The organism is Segatella copri (assembly GCF_009494395.1).
Taxonomy (GTDB): Bacteria; Bacteroidota; Bacteroidia; order Bacteroidales; family Bacteroidaceae; genus Prevotella.
Map to the genome: position 1 here is coordinate 1 of NZ_VZCB01000021.1, position 14,791 is coordinate 14,791.

11 protein-coding genes are annotated in these 14,791 nt (G+C 48.1%); 4 read left to right on the forward strand and 7 right to left on the reverse strand.

The genetic code is table 11. The annotated features are described in order from the left end of the window. Positions 1–209: 209 nt before the first annotated feature. Positions 210–1,418, reverse strand: coding sequence for an alpha/beta hydrolase family protein (locus F7D73_RS02660; protein WP_153122167.1), 1,209 nt, complete (start codon positions 1,416–1,418; stop codon positions 210–212). A 173-nt stretch (positions 1,419–1,591) separates the two neighbouring features. Here F7D73_RS02660 and F7D73_RS02665 point away from each other — a divergent pair, with 173 nt between their 5' ends. Continuing rightward, complete coding sequence (locus F7D73_RS02665) at positions 1,592–2,125, forward strand: TIGR00730 family Rossman fold protein (protein ID WP_153122168.1); 534 nt, start codon at positions 1,592–1,594, stop codon at positions 2,123–2,125. Positions 2,126–2,230: 105 nt separating this feature from the next. Here the strand turns inward: F7D73_RS02665 and F7D73_RS02670 are convergent, their stop codons facing one another. The 3 genes from F7D73_RS02670 to F7D73_RS02680 form a co-directional block, all read right to left on the reverse strand. Beyond that, the gene (locus F7D73_RS02670) at positions 2,231–3,481 is read right to left on the reverse strand and encodes an ATP-binding protein (RefSeq protein WP_153122169.1); all 1,251 of its coding nucleotides are present in this window, start codon (positions 3,479–3,481) and stop codon (positions 2,231–2,233) included. Between the two features lie 208 nt (positions 3,482–3,689). Further along, a complete protein-coding gene (locus F7D73_RS02675) occupies positions 3,690–4,877 on the reverse strand; it encodes an FprA family A-type flavoprotein (RefSeq protein WP_153122170.1) in 1,188 nt (395 codons plus the stop codon). A 156-nt stretch (positions 4,878–5,033) separates the two neighbouring features. After that, positions 5,034–5,969: a carbohydrate kinase family protein gene (locus tag F7D73_RS02680; RefSeq protein WP_153122171.1), complete on the reverse strand. Its 936-nt coding sequence runs from the start codon at positions 5,967–5,969 to the stop codon at positions 5,034–5,036. A 119-nt stretch (positions 5,970–6,088) separates the two neighbouring features. Here F7D73_RS02680 and F7D73_RS02685 point away from each other — a divergent pair, with 119 nt between their 5' ends. Together F7D73_RS02685 and F7D73_RS02690 are read left to right on the forward strand one after the other, a co-directional pair. After that, entirely contained in the window at positions 6,089–7,441 is a 1,353-nt protein-coding gene (locus F7D73_RS02685) for a M16 family metallopeptidase (protein ID WP_153122172.1), read from the forward strand. Positions 7,442–7,522: 81 nt separating this feature from the next. Continuing rightward, the gene (locus F7D73_RS02690; protein ID WP_153122173.1) at positions 7,523–7,666 is read left to right on the forward strand and encodes a hypothetical protein; all 144 of its coding nucleotides are present in this window, start codon (positions 7,523–7,525) and stop codon (positions 7,664–7,666) included. A 991-nt stretch (positions 7,667–8,657) separates the two neighbouring features. Here F7D73_RS02690 and F7D73_RS02695 read toward each other — a convergent pair. From F7D73_RS02695 to F7D73_RS02705, 3 genes are all read right to left on the reverse strand, one after another. Next, positions 8,658–11,192, reverse strand: coding sequence for a hypothetical protein (locus F7D73_RS02695; RefSeq protein ID WP_153122174.1), 2,535 nt, complete (start codon positions 11,190–11,192; stop codon positions 8,658–8,660). Between the two features lie 245 nt (positions 11,193–11,437). Then, complete coding sequence (locus F7D73_RS02700) at positions 11,438–12,040, reverse strand: hypothetical protein (RefSeq protein ID WP_153122175.1); 603 nt, start codon at positions 12,038–12,040, stop codon at positions 11,438–11,440. 27 nt (positions 12,041–12,067) lie between these two features. Continuing rightward, positions 12,068–13,063: a hypothetical protein gene (locus tag F7D73_RS02705; RefSeq protein ID WP_153122176.1), complete on the reverse strand. Its 996-nt coding sequence runs from the start codon at positions 13,061–13,063 to the stop codon at positions 12,068–12,070. A gap of 820 nt (positions 13,064–13,883) precedes the next feature. Between F7D73_RS02705 and F7D73_RS02710 the strand changes: the two genes are divergently transcribed. Then, positions 13,884–14,791 (forward strand): site-specific integrase (locus tag F7D73_RS02710; protein ID WP_153122177.1); only part of this gene is annotated, 908 nt, incomplete at its 3' end.

Sequence of the window (14,791 nt, forward strand, 5' to 3'; positions counted from 1 at the left end):
ATTGGCTATATCCTAGCCTTTTCAGGCCCGATGATTTCTAAACGGGACAGCAGTGATTTAGAATACTCAAAAGTCTACTACGCTAACGCTGTTTTTAAGGGGTTAGCGTAGTAGACTTTTGTTGAATTAAAGGGGAAGAGCGAAAAACAGCTGTTAACTGTTAACTCTGTTAACCCCCCAGCTATTTTCCCACTCTTTTATTTATCTTCTTATTTCAGATTCTTATCCAGAAACTCCAGCATTTTCTCCTGCGCTTTCAAACCGCAGGAATGAGGGATTTCCCAAAGCTCTGTATCCAGCAGATTATCTGCTCCCTGACTCTTCCAAACCTTATGCATTTCGGCGAAAGCATCTTCTACGCCGGGCACTGGGAAGAGCTTGTCTTTTGTACCATTGATGAAGAGCATCGGTTTCGGACAGGCGAGGGAAGCAATGTGGGGATAATCGAGATACTGGCGAAGACCCGGAATGCAATTCGCAAAGCCGCCATTCTCCTTTCTTCCGAATCTTCGGGTAAGCTGCGCATCGGTGGTAATCATCCAGCAGATGGAAGCACCCGCCTTGATTCTATCCGATAAGGCAGAGAGCATCCACGAGCGATAGGCTCCCATCGAACAGCCCACGCATCCGATACGCTTCGCATCCACCATCGGCAACGAAGCCAGGAACTCGGTGCTGGCGATATCATCGTAAGTCATGAAGGCAGAGAGGTCTCTACCCAGCATCATCATGTTGCCGGCGATGAGATCGTATTTGTTTCTATCTACGCCCTCCTTCCGGCCTCGTTCTCCCCACATCGGCGCATCTGCCGAAAAGACTACGTAGCCATGCTTCGCCAGATAATCGCCCACGTACTGACCCTCGTAAAGCTGGTTTACCCACGCATCTGCATCGTCCAGAATCTCCTGACAGAGCGCCTGCTTCGTAGGGGAATCTTTTTCTTCCAGAGTAAAGAAAGGGCGAATCATCTTCTCCTTTCCGATAAAGAGATGGGCACCATGATCATGAAGCGCATTGACTGTTGGGAATGGTCCCTTGCCATCCGGAATCAGAAGATAAGCCGTAATTCGGGAATAGGCGTTGATATTGAAGGCGATTTTCTGCGCCTTATACCCGTCTCTCTGCTCCTCGCCCAAGACTTCCATATCCCAAGCCGCAGCCGCCTTCGGAGGCGTCATCATGCATTCAAACACCTTCTCCCTTGCCGCCTTCTTCCACTTCTTGAAGTTCTTAATCGGACTGTTTCCCCAAGCCATCGGATAGGTCAGTTCCTTCTTCAGCGTTTCAACGTAAGTAGGAATCTCTCCCTGCCATTCATACTTCTCCCGCTTCTGAAGCTTCGGCTTCGGAGAGGTCTGTGCAAGCGACACAGACGCCTGCAACAATGCGATGATACTATATGTGATAATCCTTTTCATTCTCTTGTATCGTTTATAAGATTTCTATCTTTTCGTTTATAAGATTAGTTATAGTTTGCAAAATTAAGAAATTATCCGCAAAAAGAGCCCAATTATCTCGATATTTTTGCGTACCTTTGCCTAAACATCAATAAATAACAGATAAAACATTATCAAATAGAAGATAAAGCAATATGAAAATAGCAGTTTTTTGTTCAGCAAATAAGAATATTGACCCCGACTTCTTCACGTTGACAGAAGAGATGGGAAAATGGATGGCAGAGAACGGCCACGACCTGGTTTTCGGCGGCTGCAACTCCGGTCTGATGGATTGCATCGGCAAGGCAGTGAAGGCGAATGGCGGCAGAACCATCGGTGTGGTTCCTACGCTTGTAGAGCGAGGCGGCAGAACCTTCCCTGACCTCGACATCGAGATTCCGTGTGATAATCTCAGCGACCGCAAGGACCTGATGCTTGCCCAGAGCGACATCTTCGTAGCCCTTCCTGGCGGCATCGGCACACTGGATGAAATCTTCACCATCGCCGCCGCCCACACCATCGGCTACCACCACAAAATGGTGATTCTCTACAACATGAAAGGCTTCTGGAACTCCACCATCGCCCTGTTGGATGACATGGCAGAGAAAAGCATGATTCGCGGCGATTGGCGGGATGTGATTGAAGTGGCGGATAACCTGGAAGAATTGACAAAGCTCTGCGAGGCATAAAAATCCTATATAAAATAGATGAAGAAAGAGCGGAAAAACAACTGTTAACTGTTAACTCTGTTAACCCCAGCTGTTCTTCCGCTCTTGATATTTCTTCAAGACCATCTATCCCTTATTTTCTTTCCCCAAAAGGAAATCGGAGAGGCTCATCATCAGAATGCCTTCTTCATTATAACCCGAACGATACCTATCCCCTACGATAATCAGTTTGCGAAAGCCATCGTTTACATTCAAAAGAGAAGCCTGCTCCTGATCTACTTTCTCCTTATCCGGCAAGGCATAAGCCGACTGGATATAGAGGCGTTCATCATGACGGTTCACCACGAAATCAATCTCAAGATTCCTACGCTGCAGCTTGCCATTCTCATCCCGCTTGAAGCTCTCCACCGATCCCACATCCACAGTATAACCCTGCTTCCGCAATTCGTTATAAACCACGTTTTCCATGATATGGGTGAATTCTATCTGTCGGAAATCTACCACGGTATTTCTGATACCGATGTCCTCGAAGTAATACTTGGTACCAGTACCTATGTATTTACGCCCCTTCACATCATAACGCAAAGCCTCACTGATGATGAAGGAATCCTGCAGGTTCTCCAGGTACCTGCCAATGGTTTTAGTACCGATTTCCACTCCTCCAACAGATTTGAACGTATTAGAAATTCTCTGCACATTCGTACAGGAACCAATCGTAGAAGCCAGAAGGCGCACCAACTCGCGCATTCCATCAGAATTCTTCAGGCGATTACGCTCCAAAACATCCTTCAGATAAACCGTCTCATAAATCTCACGAAGATAATTCTGTTTCGCTTCAGGAGTTTCTATCTGCGCCACAGCAGGCAATCCACCATAAAGATAATAGGTTTCCAGGGCTTGACGCTCCTCCCCTCCTATCACTTCATAATATTCAGAAAAACTCAACGGATGGATTCGGATTTCCCAACCTCTACCACGAAATTCAGTTATCACATCCTTCGATAAAAATCGGGCATTGGAACCAGTTACGTACACCTCAGCATTCTCTACATGGAGATAAGAGTTGAGCACATCTTCAAACTCCTTCACCATCTGAACCTCATCCAAGAGAATATAATACCTATCCTTATCTTTCATCTGAGCATCTATATGCTCCAGCAAAGCATCAGGATCACGAAGTTTCTTGTTTCTACGGTCTTCAAGATTTACTTGTATGATATGATCTTCCGCAACACCTCTTTCAAGCAAATGCTTGCGGAAGATGTTGAACAAGAGGAAAGACTTACCACAACGGCGAATGCCGGTGATAATCTTTATCATCCCATTGCCTTCTGCCGAGATGAGTTCTTTCAAGTATGCTTTACGTTCAAAATACATAGTTTATGACGTTTTTTTGTGTCAAGACACGTTTTTCAGTCGCAAATATACGCTTTTTATACAACTTCACCAAGTTTTATCGTAATTTACACGAAATATTTAAAGGTATTTAAACAAAGAAAGAGCGGAAAAACAACTGTTAACTGTTAACTCTGTTAACCTCAGTTGCCTTTTCGCTCTTTTATAATAATCTCTAATAAGAAATCTCCTATTCTGCCAGCAGCTTCTCTGCCATTGCCTTACCCAGCGCCTCGCACTGCGCCTTGACCTCTGGAGTAATCGCCTGCTTCATATCCACTGGCTCGCCTACTGGCTCGTAGTGGAGCTTGGTTTCGTTCCACTCCTGAATCTTTGCTACTGCCTTGCTTGCCCAGCAATGAGAACCGTACCAGCCAAGGAGGTGGTTCTTGATGTCCTTATTGGCAAGCTCGGAGAGGAGAACCTCCATCTCGTGATAAAGACCGGCATTGTAGGTTGGAGCACCCACGATAAGACCCTTGTAGCGGAAAATGTCGCGCAGAATGTAACTGTGGTGAGTCTTCGAGATATTATACATCACGATGTTCTTCACGCCTGCCTTGCTTGCTGAACGGGCGATAATTTCAGCCATACGCTCGGTGTTGCCGTACATGGTGCCGTAGCAGATAACGAGGCCCGGCTCAGTCTCGTACTTCGACATCTTATCATACATGCCGATTACCTTCTCAATATGCTCGTGCCAAACAGGACCATGGGTTGAGCAGATATAATCCAGCTCCACGCCAGCCAACTTCTTCAACGCATTCTGAACAGGGATTCCATACTTACCCACAATGTTTGAGTAGTAGCGAACCATCTCCAGCCAGAAAGTCACGCAGTTGATTTCCGTATCGATGATTCCGCCGTTCAGCGCACCGAAGCAGCCGAAGGCATCGCCCGAGAAGAGCACCTTGTTCTTCGCATCCAGGGTAACCATCGTCTCTGGCCAGTGAACCATAGGGATGAGAACGAAGCTCAACTCGTGGTTGCCCAGAGAAAGGGTTTCGCCATTCTTCACCTCTACCACATCATCGGTAACGCCATAGAAGCCTTCCAGCATTCCCAGAGTCTTCTTGTTGCCCACAATCTTGATGTTAGGGTAATATTTCTTGATGAGGGCGATGGAACCGCTGTGGTCAGGTTCCATGTGGTTGATGATGAGGTAATCGATTTCGCGGTCACCAATCACCTCGTGAATGTTCTCGAGGAACTGGGTGAAGAAATCTACCTCCACTGTATCTACCAGCGCTACCTTCTCATCATCAATGATATACGAGTTGTAGCTCACACCATTAGGCAAAGGCCAAAGGCCCTCAAAACGATGCTTGTTGCGGTCGTTAACGCCTACGTAATAAATCTTGTTTGTAATTTCTGTCATATTATTTACTTTGAACTTTGAGATTTGAACTTTGAACTTTATGATTACTTGTACTTTGAACTTATTTACTTTGAACTTTGAGATTTGAACTTTGAACATTATGATATGCTGTTTCTCAAACAACTTCTACTAATCATAAAGTTCAAAGTTCCCTGTTCAAAGTTCCAAGTTTTTTCTTTCTCCAAATTCCTTGGAAACATAGTTGTAGATGTCCTTGCAGCATTCGGTGGAGAAATCCTGGGCCGATGCAAGCAGGCTATCCCATTGCGCCTCAGATAAGCCGCGGTCGATATCCTCGCGGGTGATTCCATCCTTAATCAGTCCGAATACAAAACCGGCATTGAAGTTATCGCCGGCTCCGATGGTGCTCACCGGCTTCATCTTCTCCGAAGGATAACTCTTGGCAAAGCCGTTCTCGGCACGAACCTCTACTGGCTCAGCGCCCTGGGTGCAGATAAACTTCTTGCAGTAGAAACTGATTTCGGCATTATACACCTTGTCAGCCTCCGGTTTCTTATAGAGGATTCCGAAGTCCTCGTGGCTTCCACGCACAAAATCAGCGTGCTCCAGGTTCTCTATCAGATTAGGCGTAATCTTCATAATCTCATGCTGATGAGAAGAGCGGAAGTTTACATCATAATAGAGGATGGCGCCACGACTTTTGGCGTACTCCAGAAAACCAGCCACCTGAGGACGGACCACAGGATTCAGAGCGAAGAACGAACCGAAGAGCACGATGTCATCGGGATTGATTTCGGGAGTGGCAAACTCCAGCTGGTCGTGAGGATGATCCTTGTAGAAAATGTAGTCAGCATTGTTGTTCTCGTCGAGGAACGCCAGCGAGAGTGGCGACTTCGAATCAGGGAAGATACTCACGTTGTCTGCATTCACCCCATTATCTCTCAAGAACTGAATCACATACTCTCCGATACGGTCGTTGCCCGCCTCGCTGATAAACGAAGCATTCACGCCCGCACGTCCCAACGAGATGACTGCATTGAACGATGAGCCACCCGGTACTGCCTCTATCGGCTTGCCGTTCTTGAAGATGATGTCAAGCACGGTCTCTCCTATTCCTATAACCTTACGCATTGTTTATGTCTCTTTTATATTGTTTTTGGGGACAAAGATAAGTCTTTTTGGCGATAATGCAAAATAAATGCCCAATATTTTGGATAAATTACATTTTCAATGTAACTTTGCACCTTGAAATGAAATACAATACTTATACATTAGACAACGGACTCCGCATCATCCACCTGCCATCAGATAGCAAGGTGGTGTATTGCGGCTATCAGATAAACGCCGGCACCCGCAACGAGGAGCCAGGCGAAGAGGGCTTGGCTCATTTCTGCGAGCACGTCACCTTCAAGGGCACCGAGCGCCGCAAGGCGTGGCACATTCTCAACTGCCTGGAGAGCGTGGGCGGCGACCTGAATGCCTACACCAACAAGGAGGGCACGGTTTATTACTCTGCCATCCTGAAGGAGCACATCGCAAGGGCCGTGGACCTGCTTTCCGACATCGTCTTCCACTCGGTTTATCCGCAAGCGGAAATAGATAAGGAGGTGGAGGTAATCTGCGATGAGATTGAGAGCTATAATGATTCGCCAGCCGAACTGATTTACGATGAGTTCGAGAATATCCTCTTCAAGGGTTCGCCGCTGGGGCATAATATCCTGGGCACTGCCGAGCAGGTTCGCTCCTTCAAGACGGAGGATGCGCTGAGGTTCACGCAGAAGCTTTACCGACCGGATAATGCGATATTCTTCGCATACGGAGATATTGATTTCAAGAAGCTGGTGAAGCTTATCGGGAGGGCGCTCGCAGATAATGATTCTATGAGCAAGCTTGCTGCAGAAAATCTCCCACAGATTTCACAGATTACACAGATTTCAAGGGATGAAAAATCTATTGCTGAAGAAAAATCTGTGTCATCTGTGAAATCTGTGGGACCTAAAAAATATCCATCTGTGGGACCTAAAAATTATCCATCTGTGGGAGATGGAATTGCCGGGCAGACGATTGTGATGCAGAAGAATACGCATCAGGCTCATGTGATGATAGGAACCCGAGCTTACGATGTGAACGACGACCGCCGAATGCCGCTCTATCTGCTCAACAATATGCTGGGAGGACCGGGCATGAACGCCAAGCTGAACCTTGCCCTCAGAGAGCACAACGGACTGGTTTACACCGTAGAAAGCACGATGGTGGCTTATGGCGACACGGGCACCTGGAGCATCTATTTCGGCTGCGATGAGCACGATGTGAAGCGCTGCCTCCGCCTGGTTCGCAAGGAGCTGGATAAGTTCATGCAGAAGCCATTGAGCGATGCGCAGCTCAAGGCTGCCAAGAAGCAGATCAAGGGGCAGATAGGCGTGGCCTGCGACAACCGTGAGAACTTCGCCCTCGACTTCGGCAAGAGCTTCCTGCACTATGGCTGGGAGAAGAACGTTGACCGCCTCTATGAGCAGGTGGATGCGATTACCGCCGCCCAGATTCAAGCCGTGGCTCAGGAGCTGTTTGATAAAGACAGGCTCACCACCCTGATTTTCAAGTAGTTCTTAACAGAAAGCCAAAAAGCAAAAAGCAGAAGCCATTGCCCACACGCCCTGATCAAGGACATCGCCAACCGCCGTGGCTTGACCTACATCGACCTCTTCTCTGAGTTCGTGGCTCCTGGAACCCAGGACATGAACCCGGATTACAGCAATGATGGCTTGCATCTGCTCGGAAAAGGCTACCAGAACAGGATTAGAATCCTGAAGCCTTATCTTAAAAAATAGAGAAAACAAAGAAAATCGGGCTGTTAACTGTTAACCTGTTAACCAACCCGATTTCTTTTTATATATATGTATGTCTGTCTGATATTCAATGTTAAACGAAAAAAGGAGCATCATTCGCTCCTCAATCCCAGGAAAGCCCTGTTGACTCTCCCTCTGCATCTCGGAAGCCCATATTGGCTTCCTACTTTGCTTCAATTACTGTTTCTGAACTTTTAAAGTTCCTTACCTCGTTGGCTTATTACTTAAGCGAGCTTGTTGCTTGCTGCGCCAACTGTTGCAGCGAATGCTACTACTGCTGCGAATGCAATTCCTAATACTAACATAACTTTTCCCTTTCTTAACTTTAAATCAAACTTATCCTTTTTATTAACAATCTTTTATTGTTATCCCTTTTTCAATCTTTACCTAGATCCTAATACCTTCGTATCCTGATGTAATCAATCTTTCTTCCTTATAATCAATACCTTTCGTATCCTGATATTATCAATCTTTTATCCTTTTTTCTTATTTCCGATGCAAAGGTACGAACTTTTGTGTTCGCACACAAATATTTTAGGAGAAAAGTTTCAGAACACCCCGATTTCTTGATTAAGGTCAAGAACCTTTACATTCCCGTTACAGAAGGAGGCGATATTTTTAAAGCTTTTGCCCTTTACCTTCGGCCGGTGACCGTTGGTTCAGGGCGAACTGATAAAAGCGAAGGAGAGCCTTTCGCTAGGCATCAAGCAAAAAATACGTCCGATAGGCGTCCCGCCGGATTTGAAATCCGGCGTTAAAAAAGGTCCTTACCTATTGAAGATCTGCGGATTTGAAATCCGCAGCAAGCAAGATTGCTTTTCCTATTGGTGTTGGGGAATTGCAAATCCCCCGATTTTAATAGGTCGAATCTTTTTGACGGCGGATTGCAAATCCGCCGGGACGCCTAACGGGAGTCAATCAAAACGCATTCATAATCTCATAGAACATCCGTGTAATCCGTGCCTAACCTATTCTACGCAGCCATTCCCGGCGTTCCGTAGTGCCCGTACTTGCCGATGAACTTGGCGGTCTTGGAGAAGGTGCCGTCCTCGTTCTTCACGATAAAGCCACGCTTCTTCCAGGTGCACAGGAGGACGGCAAGCTTGGTCTTGGTGCCATGAACCATGCAGACTTCCTGAATCTCTGCCTTATCGAAAGTATCATGCACGAAGAGCAGAAGATTGCTCACACCGGATGCATGATAGATAGAACGGTTGTCTGCATCTATCGCCTCCTGCATCTGATTGCCGAAGAAACGCATCTTGCACCACAAATCATACTTCACGCTCCATACGATGAAATCCTCTATCGCCTTCTCCCACTTCTCGCCATTCGCCAGATAAAGCACCATCGCCCTGCGGAAACCATTCGCCAGACTGCGCTTGGCAAACTCGGCGTAAGGTCTGTTGTAAGCCAGCTGAGCCAGTTCCATGAGCTCACTGCACAGGCGCTCGATAAGCTGGTGCGCCTTCCTGCACTCCTTGAAACCGCTGGTGGCGTTCAACTGATGGATGTAAGGAGCCAGCTGCGACTTGAACTGCGCATCATAATTTCCAACAACCGGACAAGGATCAAACTCTGAACGGAAGATGGTGGCAAGCGACAGACGGCTCACGGCTCCATCAGCCACCTCACGAACCGAGAAGAACTTCTGCGAAACGGCGATGGTGGTGGAAGCATTCCAGTTGAAACGGGTCTTCACGCGGGCTGTAACGCTCTTGGTACCCACGCGCTCCTGACCGTCCTCTGAATTGTCCCAGCAGAGACGAATCAGCTGGCTAGGGTCGTTGAACTTCCTGAGCATGTCCACCTCGTCCATCTTGCAGTAGAGATAGGCATCGCCAGCCTTCTGCGCATCGTCCAGACGCTGGATGTAGGCTGCACGGGTAAGGTCGGGCGAAACGATGCGGATGCAGATGTCTTCCGGACGCACCGGCTTCTTCTTGTTGTCGCCCATGGTGTTCACCTCGTCCTTCCATTCCTGTTCCTTCTGACGGTTCACCTTATCCATCTGCACCAGGTCTTCGATGATGCTGTTGATAGGTCCGTTTACCGCCGATTTGCCTGACGACATAGGCGCTACGAGCAGATTCATCATCGCCGCCTCATGCACCTGATTGTCGATGTAGCGGAAGCTGACGCCCTTGAGATGAGCAGCCAGCGGAGGGAAGACCGCCATCGCCACAGGCGCCTTGAAATCATCCGGCACCTTGCTGGTGAGCAGCTTGATGAGCTTAGGCAGCTTGGCAGGCAACTGGGGAGGAACATCGGCATAGATACCCGCCTTCTCGGTGGCCTGCTTGGCGAGATAGTTCTTACGGGCAAGTTCTATCGCCTGCTTCACGAGCTGGGGCATTTCCGAGGACTGAGCCACCTTGCAGGCGCTCTCTACAGAGGCGAACGCCTTCGCCTCGTCTTCGCCGAAGATTTCGATTACCTGCTTTATCCAAGCCGCCTCGCTATTGCAGATGTATCTGAGCAGGCAGGCTTCACGATAGATGAAGTTGTTGCGGTTGCCATGGGCAGGAGCGCCGCCCATCAGATCCACCAGCGCCTTGGTAATCTCCTCGTAAGGAACGCCATCGTAGGTCTGCTCATACTGCGCAGCATCGGCAGCCCTTCTCGCCTTCTCCTCCTCGCTCTCGATAGGTTGGAAATCTACGGTTGGAGCAGCAGAAGAAGAAGACGGATTCTGCTGAGCAGTACGATGCTTTGCTGAATCAACATCCAATGGACGGCCGTCGATGTCCAGTCCTCTCTTTTTGTAAGCCTCACGATATTCAGCCACGGCTTCCTTATCCAGATGTTTGTACCAGTCGTCGGCAGTATAAATCTGGCTCACGGCATCGGTGATGAAGATGATGCGCTCAGGCGTAACGCAGCTAGGGTCTTCGGTGGCGTGGATGAGCTTGCAGAAGGCGCTCTGAGCCTCAGCGATGGTCATCCCTACAGGGATGCGGATGTCGATGTGGGCCTTGTTGCGGGCTGAGCGTTCCACGTGAAGCACTTTCCCCTTCCAAAGCTCGATGTCATCGGCGCTGAACATCTGCCAACGGGCGGTTTTTTCCTGGGGCTCATCAAACATTCCGTTCAGGAGCAGGGCTCTCTTCACGGCTCCTTCTACCTCCTCCGGATTATCGATGTCTACGGTAGTCTGGAAGGTGAAGGCCTCCGGGTCGATGGACTTCTGGGCACGGTGGTCGTCCAGGAAGTGGAAGTAGTGAGGCGAACGGAAAGGCAGCTGCTTCTTGAGTGCAGTAATCTGCTTGTCGAGCTGCTTGTAGGCCTCAGTCTGCTCCTGCTCCTCGCCCATCAGATTCTGCTTGGCGGTAAGGTCGCGAATCCGTCCTACGAGGTTGCTGAGCCAGGACTGCTTGGTGAGCTCGGTGTAGTAATCGAGGAGATAAGTAGCAATCTGCCCCATGTTTGCATTGCGATTAGGGTTCATTGCGATGAGGCGGCTGCTGAGCAGCTTGCACTCATCAAAAGATAGGTTCTTGTTTGCCATAGTTTATATGATATTAATAATTTATTATTAGGCAGGATTTTTTTCAAAACCTGCCACTCTTCTGTCTGAAAAGCAATGCAAAGATAAGTAATAAATGAGGCGTTTGCAAGTTTTGGGCGGAATTCGTTTTTCGCGGTATAATGAAATGTCGGGAACGGTATAATGGTGCGAGAAATCGGTATAAAAGGGGTATAATAATAGGCATAATTAAAGGGGATGTGCCCCACACATCCCCATGAATCTTATCAAGCTTCATCCTCTTCAGAATCCAGTTCTTTCTCAGAATCCTCTTCTTCCAAGTCTTCCTTGCTCGGCAAAAGATCCTCTAAGTTCAGGTACTTCTGAAAAGCCTGTTCTCGCATGAGCTTATTGAAAGCATCAACAATATCGCAGTAATGATTGAACTTGCCGAAGCTTATCTTCCATGTTTTCGGATGAAGACGGCTCCACGCCTGAGTCTCGTTTTCATCAAACATTCCCGCTGCAGCTTGCGTCAGATCCTTTCTTTTACAGCAGGGAGCCAACTCCTTATCACCCCCTTTATCTAAATTCTCATATCGTTTTTCCAGATACTGGCAGAAGGCAGTCTGGCTTTTCGAATCATATATATTCCAATCATTCAGCATGCGGAATATAGGATACCAGTCGGATTGACAATTTATCAGAAGTTCACCCGTACTTGGCTTATGATAAGACGCCATATCAAGGATAGCGTCATCCACCAACTCCTTGAGTTTCATCTTACACTCAATGCCCGAAGGCTTCTTGCCCACAGCCTTCATCGCCATCAGCGAGTCCTCATTGCCATGCTTGCCCCACTGCTTCACGTCATCTACCCTGCCGTTCATGATCATCAGGACGATGCCGGAAAGCAGCTAGAGCATCTTCTTGCGGGGCACACGCTTATAGAACACCTGGCGGAGGAAATCTACCGGGTCGGCCTTGAACGTGGGATAGAGCGAATAGGGAAAGGCGTGCAGCTGCTGTTCTATGGCGTCCAGCTGGTCCTTATAGTCGTAGGCGCCCGTCTGCTTCTTCTTGATGGCGATAGGCGCTTCTACGAAGAAAGACTGGGCTGCACGCTCACGGTAAGCGGAACTGGTAATGAAACCCATCTCCGTATACAGTTGCTCGCCCATGCGATGGATTTCCTCATCGTCTATGAGGTCGAGGTTGTTGAGAATGCGGTTTCTCGTCTGCGTCATCTCGCGCGAATAATCGCTTCGCTGTATTTCCATGAAGCTGCTGAGCCGCTCCCTAGCCTCTTCCAGGTTGTCGCGCAGCTCTGCCTCCAGCGCCGCCCGGGAATCGGCATCAAGAGGGTTCTTATCGGCATCTGCGGAATCTGAATCACGAGAAGAATCTGAATCCCGTGAGAGTTGCTCCTGGATACTGATGATGTCGTTGATGACGCCTTCCAGCATCATGGTGCAATCGCTGAAACGGGTCAGCTTGTCGATAGGCAGAATGGGGCCAGAATAGTGCCAGTCGTCATAGATTCTGTCGTCATAGATTTCCCTGCGTGCCTGCTCTATCTCCTGCTCGGATACGTCCACCCGAGCCTCCACTATCAGCTGGAGTCCCGACTTCTCATCGGCTCCCTCCTTGCTGTTGCTTCCCAGGCATCGGGTGCGCAGGTTCCTGCCCTTCCGGGCGATGATGAGGGCTCTTACGTCCTCGCCCTCCAGGGCTGAGACATAGCCGATGAAAAGCTGCTTGTCGTAACCTTTCACAGCCAGCATATCAAAGGGGTTGGCGTCATCGGGCACAAGACAGATGGTTCTGCCCTCTGCCTCCTTGGTGTATTCTACCTCACGACCTTTCACGTCGTTGTGGGTAAGACCTACTATATGGAATTTCAGTTTCTTCATTGTCGTTTTTATGTTTGATATTGTTTGTTGTCAGCCACAAAAGTACGTTTTTTTGATGAAACCACCAAGCATACTTGTTTAAATTTCCTAAAAGAGCATCTGGGAGCAGCAGGGGTTAACAGGGTTAACAGTTAACAGCTGTTTTTTCCTACCTCCCCCTTGCGTACCTTATTATATTAAATATATATATACTTATTTTTATATATGTATGGGAGGGGGAGTATGCATTTTTGGGGTGTTAACTGTTAACCTGTTAACTCTGCCCGGTTGATGAGGAGGAGAATAGGGCAACGGGAGATGAGGGTGATTGACAATGCGAAGACGAAGGCTTCATATGGGCTTAACAAAGCCTAAACAAGCCTATATGAGGGCTTTAACGGGTCACAAATGATGACCAAGGCCGATCATCATTTATCGTTAGAATAAGGACAAGAGAAGGCAGAATACTACGATTTCACATCGGCCAACCCATGACTTCCCTGGCAGAAAACCATGAGCTGCGGGGCAGAAAACTATGGATTAGTTTTTTTAACATAAAGCTCTAAAGCAGCCAAAGGAGAATAAGAGAGGTTGGAACGTAAACAGTTGGGAATGAGCAGATTTGCACAAAGTTGCCAAATCGGCATAAAGCAAGCGAGTGAGGAATATTGAAGTAGTTCAGTTACTAAATCGTGAGCCACAGTTACCTATGCAAAGCAGGTAACAATGCGGAAAGGCAACTTTGTGCATCAACGGATTTTATTGCACTGATTCTCAATGTTTTGCGTATCAAGGAACGCTTACAAAATGATTATATTTGCACACTCAAAATGTAAGCGTTATGAAAATCGAAAAATTCAAGGTGTTGCTCTACCTAAAAAAGAGCGGAATGGACAAGAATGGAAAAGCTCCCATCATGGGACGCATCACGGTGAACAGGACTATGGCGCAGTTCTCCTGCAAGTTGTCTTGCACTCCATCGCTTTGGAATCCTCGTGCCAGCCGATTGGAGGGCAAGAGCAAGGAAGCCGTGGAGACCAACAAGGACATCGAGCAGTTGTTGCTTTCCATCCAAAAGGCTTTCGATGTGCTTGTGGAAAAGAGAACGGACTTCGAGGCTAAGGATGTCAAGGAGGCTTTGCAGGGCAGCGTCAAGACACAGACCACCCTTCTCTCCTTCGTGGACGAGCATATCAGTGAACTCAGCACCCATGAGGGCATCGATATGTCGAAGAGCAGTGTCTGGACTTACAGAAAGATTCGCAAGAATCTCGCTGAGTTCATCGGGGAGAAGTATAGGTTGACTGATTTGGCTTTCGGACAGCTGACCGAGCCTTTCATCAGTGACTTTCACCATTACTTGCTTGACGAGAAAGGCTTTTCATCAGGAACCATCACCATCTATGTGTCGCTCTTCAAGAAGATGTGCCGCATCGCCTTTGAGCGAGGCTTGTGCAAGAACCTGCTGTTCGCCCATTATCGGGTTGGCACTCCAAGGGTTACGACACCCAAGGCTCTCAGCATGTCTGATTTCATAAAAATCCGTGATGTGGAACTGCCCGAAGACAAGCCGAGACTATCCGTTAGCCGTGACCTGTTTCTTTTCGCCTGCTATGCAGGAACAGCCTTCATAGACACCGTTTCCATCACGAAAGCCAATGTCAAGGTGTTGGAGGATGGCGACAAATGGCTCATCTATAACCGCAAGAAGACCGGAACACTTGCCAGGGTGAAACTCCTGCCCGAGGC